The organism is Streptomyces sp. NPDC042336 (assembly GCF_055581985.1).
In genome coordinates, this window is record NZ_JBVJEA010000024.1 from 117239 (window position 1) to 118479 (window position 1241).

Consider the following 1241-nt stretch of genomic DNA (forward strand, 5'->3'; position numbering starts at 1 on the left):
GGGCGGCGCCGGACGCGGCGCCGGGCGCGGCTGGGGGGCTGGGGGGGGGCGGCGGGGGGGGGGGGGGGGGGCCGCGGGGGGGGTGGGGGGGGGGGTCCGGGGGGGGGCCGGCGCCCCGCGGGGTGGGGGGCGTGGGGGGCCCCGGGGGCCCCCCCCCCACCACGGGACACCGGTGGCAGATCAGCCGATCGGATGCACCGCGACCTGCCACACAGTGGGTTTCGGCGGGTGGGCTTCGGGCGGGGTCGGCTGGGGTTGTGCCGAGGGGGCTGTGCCGTTGGCACGGGGTGTGGTGGTGCGTCGGCCTCTTGCGGTGGATGAGGAGGGGACGCTGACTGCGCTGCATGTGCGGATCGCGGCGGAACTAGCGGGTGTGTCGGAGCGGACGGTGTGGCGGTGGCTGGCCGATGGTCGCCGGGAGCATGTCGAGGCGCGGCCGCGGCAGGACGGGTCTTCGCTGAGCGACGCGTTGTGGCAGGGTGGACCGCGATGTCCAGCACGTAGCTGTCCTCCAGGCTGACGTTCTCGAACTCCGGGAGGCTCGGGTGGTTGTCGTGCATGGTTTCCCTTCGGACTGGCAACAGGATGCTGATCATGATCCTGACCAAAGGAAGATGCCAGCGATATGCAGTCCGGCCAGGTAGACGGTCGCTGTCTTCTCGTAGCGGGTGGCGATGCCTCGCCACTGCTTCAGACGGTTGATGCACCGTTCGACGGTGTTGCGTTGTTTGTAGTTCTCTCGGTCGAACGCTGGGGGCCTGCCGCCCTGGCTGCCGCGGCGCAGCCGATGACCCTGCTGGTCTGCCGGGATGGGGATCACTGCCCGGATGCCACGCTTGCGTAGATACTCGCGAATTGCACGGGAGGAATACGCCTTATCCGCCAGGACCACGTCCGGCCTGGTCCGGGGCCGTCCACGGCGTCGAGGAACGCGCAGCCGGGCCATGACGTCCGTGAACGCGGGCGCGTCGCCGGCTTGTCCGGCGGTGAGAACGAAGGCGAGAGGCCGACAGTGTCCATCGGCTGCGAGGTGAATCTTCGTGGTCAGCCCGCCGCGGGACCGGCCGATGGCGTGGTCGGCTGGTTCGCCTGCTGGGGCCCCTTTTTGCGGGCCCCAGCTGCGTGCTGGTGGGCCCGCACGATCGTGGAGTCCACCGAGACCGCCCAGTTCAGGTTCTCGTTTGCGTCGGCCTGGGCCATCAGTGCGGTGAACACCCGCTCCCACGTACCGTCGACGGCCC

General features: G+C 71.1%; 1 pseudogene. It reads right to left on the minus strand.

What is annotated here, in order from left to right:
* Positions 1-592: 592 nt before the first annotated feature.
* Positions 593-1241 (minus strand): annotated as a pseudogene (locus tag ACZ6IM_RS34685) (IS5 family transposase); the annotation flags it as partial.